At 66.6% G+C, this 6,000-nt stretch carries 4 protein-coding genes and 1 pseudogene; 3 read left to right on the forward strand and 2 right to left on the reverse strand.

The features are described 5' to 3' along the window. Window positions 1–410: 410 nt before the first annotated feature. Window positions 411–1,335: pseudogene (locus tag AB0D57_RS37030) on the reverse strand (LysR family transcriptional regulator). Between the two features lie 210 nt (window positions 1,336–1,545). Between AB0D57_RS37030 and AB0D57_RS37035 the strand changes: the two are divergent. Next, window positions 1,546–2,259, forward strand: coding sequence for an SDR family oxidoreductase (locus tag AB0D57_RS37035; protein WP_362083743.1), 714 nt, complete (start codon window positions 1,546–1,548; stop codon window positions 2,257–2,259). Window positions 2,260–2,541: 282 nt separating this feature from the next. Here AB0D57_RS37035 and AB0D57_RS37040 read toward each other — a convergent pair whose 3' ends face one another. Continuing rightward, on the reverse strand, window positions 2,542–3,573 hold the full coding sequence (locus AB0D57_RS37040; RefSeq protein WP_362083746.1) for a nitronate monooxygenase: 1,032 nt from the start codon (window positions 3,571–3,573) through the stop codon (window positions 2,542–2,544). A gap of 207 nt (window positions 3,574–3,780) precedes the next feature. Between AB0D57_RS37040 and AB0D57_RS37045 the strand changes: the two genes are divergently transcribed. Then, window positions 3,781–4,632, forward strand: a complete 852-nt coding sequence (locus tag AB0D57_RS37045) for a LysR family transcriptional regulator (RefSeq protein WP_362083749.1) — start codon at window positions 3,781–3,783, stop codon at window positions 4,630–4,632. Window positions 4,633–4,772: 140 nt separating this feature from the next. Next, the gene (locus AB0D57_RS37050; protein WP_362083752.1) at window positions 4,773–5,579 is read left to right on the forward strand and encodes an MBL fold metallo-hydrolase; all 807 of its coding nucleotides are present in this window, start codon (window positions 4,773–4,775) and stop codon (window positions 5,577–5,579) included. Window positions 5,580–6,000: the final 421 nt, after the last annotated feature.

The raw sequence follows: 6,000 nt of genomic DNA on the forward strand, positions 1-6,000 counted from the left end.
TTTGCGGGTTCCGTCGGCAGTCACGGGGTCCGCGCCGCTCGGATCGGCCTCATGCGCCCATCTCCCTGGGCACCGCTGATTTTTTGGGGGGGGTGCCTGGCAGGCGTCGGCGACGATGCATCCGGCCGCGCTGCCGTTCAGTGACGCGCTCTGCACGATCAGTGGACTGATCTGGCTGCTACTGGCTCAGTACCTGCGCCATCTCGTTGCCTTTCTCCTTCCCGACCTGCGTCAACCCTCGCCATCTCGGACTGTGGGTCTTCAGCTTCCCTGTGACAGCCAGCAGCCAGTACAAATTTCGCTCTACGGCTGCTCAACACGACGCACACCACGGCGAAGCCGGCTCTCACCTGGGGGCTCCTGGCCGTAGCCGGCGCAGCGCTCGCTGTGCTCGCGATGACGACCTTGCTTCACACTCTCCGTCGCCCCGCGGCCCAGTAGAAAGCCCTGCCGTTCTCCTGCTTGTGCGGATCGCTGCCGGGGAGCCGCACAACCGTTGCGTGGATTTCCAGATCGCCGATGTTCTCGGTCAGGACGTCGACGGCTTTCAGTACAACCAGGCGGAGTTCGTCTCTGCGCCAGATGAGGGACCATGTCCAGTAGACCTTTGTCTCGACCGCGGGCCGTATTCTCAGGTCGGGCGGCAGCGGAGTCTTCTGGCCCTTGGGCGAGTTGAGGACCGGGTGCCCGGACCGGCGAACGTGATCGAAGAATGCGGGACCGGTGATGCCGCCGTCGCGGATGTGAACAGCGCGGGTTCCGGTTTCCCGGGCCAATTGCTCCGCGTATTCGTTCCAGGACGGCCACGTCGTGGCGTCGTCGTCCATCAGGACCACAGTGTCCCGTGCGCGAACCTCACCGGCGTCCTGCCCCAAGGCCACTGCGCACAGCCGGTCCACCCCGATCAGCCGGGCACGGAGACCGAGCGTCGACAGATCTTCCCGGCTCACCCGGCACAGCGCCAGGTCCAGGCTTCCGCCCGCCACCCGGGCGGCCCGCGTGTGGGACGGGGGCCACGCAGACGTCCATGTGCAGGCGTGCCGGGGCGAGGGACGAGGCGCGGGCGGCCAGGTTCGCGGGCAGCCAGTTGACGTACCCGAGCCGGACGAGCTCTTCGGAGTCCGCGACTCTGGCTGCGCGGTCGTGGAGACCGTCGGCGCCGACCAGCAGGGCCCGGATGGGCGGAAGCAGGGCCACACCAGCCGGAGTACGGGCTACCGAGCGGCGGCTGCGGTCGAAAAGCCGCACACCGAGACCGCGTTCGAGCGCCTTGATCTGCTGTGACGGGAAGGGGTCGGCGATGAAGAGCCGTTCCGCAGCCCGAGCGAAGTTCAACTCTTCGGCGACGGCAACCTCTCAGCCCGGATCGGACGGGTGCCTTGGCGATCGGTTTCCTCTCACCTGGGAGCCGCAACCTCTCACCGCAGCTCATGGGGGCGATGGGCGGGTGGCCTGGCCGGCGGCCGAATGGCAAATTGTCGACCGGTCGACTACTTTGATGGGAGCCGGCGAGAAAGCCGAACCCGACACCCCTGGAGAGTCACCATGAACACCCCTGAGCAGAAGGTCGCCGTCATCACCGGCGCGTCCCAGGGCATCGGCGCCGGCCTGGTCGACGCCTACCGCAAGCTCGGCTACGCCGTCGTCGCCACATCGCGCAGCATCGAGCCCTCACAGGAACCCGACATCCTCACCGTTCGGGGCGACATCGCCGACCCTGCCACCGCCGAGCGTGTGGCGAGCGCCGCGATCGAGCGCTTCGGCCGCATCGACGCCCTGGTCAACAACGCCGGCATCTTCGTGTCCAAGCCCTTCCACGAGTACACGCAGGCCGACTACGACGCGGTCACCGGCGTCAACCTGAGCGGTTTCTTCCGCATCACCCAGCTGTCGATCGAGCAGATGCTCCGCCAGGGGGGCGGCCACGTCGTCCAGATCACGACCAGCCTGGTCGATCAGGCCAGCTCCGCGCTCCCCTCGGTGATGGCCTCGCTGACGAAGGGCGGCCTGCAGTCCGCGACCAAGGCCCTGGCCATCGAGTACGCCACCCGCGGCATCCGCAGCAACGCTGTTGCGCTTGGTGTCATCAAGACGCCGATGCACCCGCAGGAGACCCACGCGACACTCGACGCGCTTCACCCGGTCGGCCGGATGGGTGACATCCAGGACGCCGCGGACGCGGTCATCTACCTCGAGAACGCACACTTCGTCACGGGTGAGATCCTGCACGTCGACGGCGGCCAGAACGCCGGTTACTGACCTCGGACACACATGCCCAGGGCGCCACAGGCGGCGTCCTGGGCATGCGCATGTACTCATACCGGCGTACCGAGTCACTTCATCCACTGGCCGAGCGGTCGCCGAGTGCGGCGCCCTCGCTTCCGGACCGCCAGTCCGGTGCGGTCGAAACTGCTCGCCTTCCAGGACACCAACACGTTGGCGTTGCGGGGTGTGACCGCTGCCCTCCGCGGAGGACCGCCCTGTGCAGGCAGGCATGTGCATAGCGTCGGATGCGGCATGCCCGCTCCCGTAAGCAGTGCCTCACAGCAGACTGGCGAACCGTTTCAGGGTGTGAGCGGCGGGCTCCTTCTTCGCCTGGCGGTATCCCGTCCCGGCCCACAGGTGGATGAGCCGCGTGTCGCCGGCCGCGGTGGCCGCCTTGCGGAGTGGGGCGGTGAGGTGGTGCAAGGCCGGGTAGCCGAGCGGGGCGACGGGGTCGTACTCGTCCGTGAAGTGGTTACGCAAGGCGCGTGCGGGCCGGCCCGTGAAAGCGCGCGTCATCACGGTGGCGTCAAAGACGGCGTCCGCCAAGGCCTTCTTGTAAGGAGCGGATGCTCCGCTCTCGTCCGTGCGCAGCAGGACAGTACCGATCATGGTGGCGTCCGCGCCCGCATGGAGCGCGGCCGCCACGTCGGCGGCGTTGGCGATGCCTCCGGTGGCGATCAGCGGCAGCGTGATGGTGCGGCGTACGCTCGCGATCAGAGCAGGCAACGGGGCAGGTGTGAGTGGACGGTCGGGAGTGAGTGTGGCTGAGTGCCCGCCGGCTGCGGATCCCTGCAAAATCAGCGCGTCCACCCCCGCCTCCGCCGCCTGGCGGGCCTCGTCGGCCGAGGTGACGCTCTGTAGGACGGTGGTCCCGGACCGGCGGAGGGCCTTGATGACTGAGGGGTCGGGGACTCCGAACGTGAAGGAAACCCACGGGACGGAAGCCTCGATGATCAGGTCGATCTTCTGGGCCCAGTCGTCGTCGTCCTCCACCGGCTTGCCGTCGTTCAGCTTCAGCCCGTAGCGGTCGGCCTCGGGCTGCAACGTGCGAGCGTAACGGCGATAGACCTCGGACGAGATGGGGACTGGATTGGCGGCGAACAGGTTGACGCCGAAGGGGACGGCCTCCGCCCGAACGGCCCCTATCTCCTCGGCGAGCGCCTGCGCAGTCTTGTAGCCGCCGGCCAAGAAACCCAGACCGCCCGAACGGGCGGCGGCGGTGACTAGCTCGGAAGTACTTGCTCCGCCAGCCATCGGCGCGGCGAGAACGGGGAGTTCGACGCCGAGATCGGACAGCAATCGGCTCATGGTCAGCTTCTCCTCTACGCGTGCGATGAACAGTGAGTGCCATCGCTGACCCACAACACCGCAAGCGGCAGTGCTGACAAGGACGGCGCCAGGTTTCGGCTCACGGTGGACACGCATGACGCTAGACAGGGCGAGTGAACCTGTGAAATGCCGATTATGCTGCCTCTATGCACAGCAGGCATTGATGCGCAGAAGGATGCCAGGGGTATGGAGGTCGAACTTCGTCACCTGCGGGCCTTCGCCGCCGTGGCACGGTACCGGTCCTTCTCTCGTGCGGCCCAAGAGCTGTTGGTCACCCAGCCGGCCCTCAGCCGCACGATCGCCCAGTTGGAAGGCGCTCTGAGCGTCCGGCTGCTCGACCGCACCTCACGGCGTGTCGAACTGACCGACGCCGGTGCGGAGTTCCTCCAGCACGTGGAGCAGGTCCTCGCCACCTATGACCAGGCCCTTGCCGTCGCACGCCGCAAGGTCACCCTTCGGCTCGGCTTCAGCTGGCTGCTGCCGGATCCCTGGGCACAGCAGACCGTGAACAGCTTCGAGGAAACCACCGGCGCGTCCGTCACTCTGACCCGCATCGACGATCCTGTGCAGGCCCTGCGTCAACGTGCTGTCGACATCGCAGTGATCCGTGGCGACGTAGTTCCTCCGAAACCCGTCCGGACCATACGCCTGTACGACGAAGCACGCGTCGCCGTATGCGCCCGGCAGTGCGCCCTGGCCGACCTCGGGCACCTGGACTGGTCCGAGGTCCAGCATTGGCCTTTGGTCGTCAATACGGTCAGCGGCACTACTGGCCCTTGGTCCTGGTCCGCAGAGCAGCGACCGAAGGAGATCGTCGAAACCGCGAACTATGACGAGTGGGTGGAGACGGTGGCCGCCAATCGGGGCATCGGCATCGTCCCCGAGGTAGCCCAGCGCCGTACCCGGCATCCCGCCCTCGTCTTCGTCTCCCTCACCAACGCACCACCGATCCCGGTCAACCTCGTCCACCTGCCCGATGCTCCCAGAACACTCATCCGCCGGTTCCTGGACGCCGCCGTAGCGGCGGCGCAACCCTGAGAGCACGCGCCCGTGCCAGTGAACAGCGTCCATGCCTGATCGGCATGGATCCGTCTCCGAAGGCATTTCACCTGCTCCGCCGGAATCGTTAGCGTGAATCATGTACACGAAGCAATCGAAACGCAGCAGCAAGGGTGACCATGACGAGCACAAGGCTGGCCCGGCAGGAATGCGCAGTCACCGTACTGGGCGGCCCCACGGCCGTCATCGACATGGGTGGCCTGCGCATCGTCAGCGATCCGACTTTCGACGCGCCCGGTCCGCAGGGGTACCTCACCAAGACGGCGGGACCGGCTGTCAGCGAGAGCGCCCTGGGGCCCGTCGACCTTGTGCTGGTCAGCCACGATCTACATCCGGACAACCTCGACAAGCGCGGACGTGCGTTCGCCAAGACTGCGCCGCTGGTCCTCACGGGCCCGCTCTCCGCGGCACGACTCGGCCAACCCGCGATCGGCCTGTCCCCTTGGACCAGCCACTCTGTGCCGCGCCGGGACGGCGGCGGCGAACTCACCGTCCTGGCGGTCCCGGCGATCCACGGTCCAGAAGACGGCGAGCATGATGCGGACGGCTACGTCAACTGCGAGGTCACCGGTTTCGTCCTGTCCGGTCAAGGGCTCCCCACGGTGTACATCAGCGGCGACAACGCCTCCATCAGTACGGTGGCGGAAGTGTCCCGCCGCGTCCCGGGCATCAGTGTGGCCCTGTTGCACGCCGGAGCGGCACGCGTACCGGCCAAGTTCGAGGGGCGCCCTCTGTCCATGGACAGTCGGCGAGCCGCGGCTGCAGCAGCCGTCCTGGATGCGGACATCGTGGTGCCTGCCCACTACGACGGCTGGACTCACTTCTCCGAGGGACTGGCCGACCTCGAACTGGCCTTCCATGAAGCAGGCCTGTCGTCGCTCCTACGGACTGCGACGCACGGATCCTGGGTGGCTTTGCGTCCCTGACATAGTCCTGGAGACTGAGTCTGCGGGACACGTCCCACGAATCCATCTCCTTGACAGGTCAATCATTTTACCCATTTACTTGTTTCGATAATTAGCAGTTCGCCTACCAAGTCCCTTCACCTGCGAGTGGGCAACCGATCACGCCGGCCTCGACACGTTCGGCGACGTGACCCACGACGCACAAGGCCGGTCGCTGTCGCACGGCCGGTCGATCCGCGACCTTGTAGCCGAAGGGCACAGGACAACGTAGTGATACGTAAGGAATGGCAGCGGCAACATGGACGCGACAGTGCGCTACTCCATTCTTGGTACCGTGCGGGCGCTACTAGGACTCCGTTAGGTCTGTCTCGATCTTGGCGTGGTGGGTGTCCTGCTGGGTAGGGGCTGTTGGCAGGTGGTGCAGATACCGGTCCAGCACCTC

Source organism: Streptomyces sp. NPDC048275 (genome assembly GCF_040652275.1).
Lineage (GTDB): Bacteria > Actinomycetota > Actinomycetes > Streptomycetales > Streptomycetaceae > Streptomyces.

Excerpts from the sequence above, each read along its gene's own strand:
- AB0D57_RS37035 (WP_362083743.1), top strand. The coding sequence starts at position 1,546 with ATGAACACCCCTGAGCAGAAGGTCGCCGTCATCACCGGCGCGTCCCAG.
- AB0D57_RS37040 (WP_362083746.1), bottom strand. The coding sequence starts at position 3,573 with ATGAGCCGATTGCTGTCCGATCTCGGCGTCGAACTCCCCGTTCTCGCC.
- AB0D57_RS37045 (WP_362083749.1), top strand. The coding sequence starts at position 3,781 with ATGGAGGTCGAACTTCGTCACCTGCGGGCCTTCGCCGCCGTGGCACGG.
- AB0D57_RS37050 (WP_362083752.1), top strand. The coding sequence starts at position 4,773 with ATGACGAGCACAAGGCTGGCCCGGCAGGAATGCGCAGTCACCGTACTG.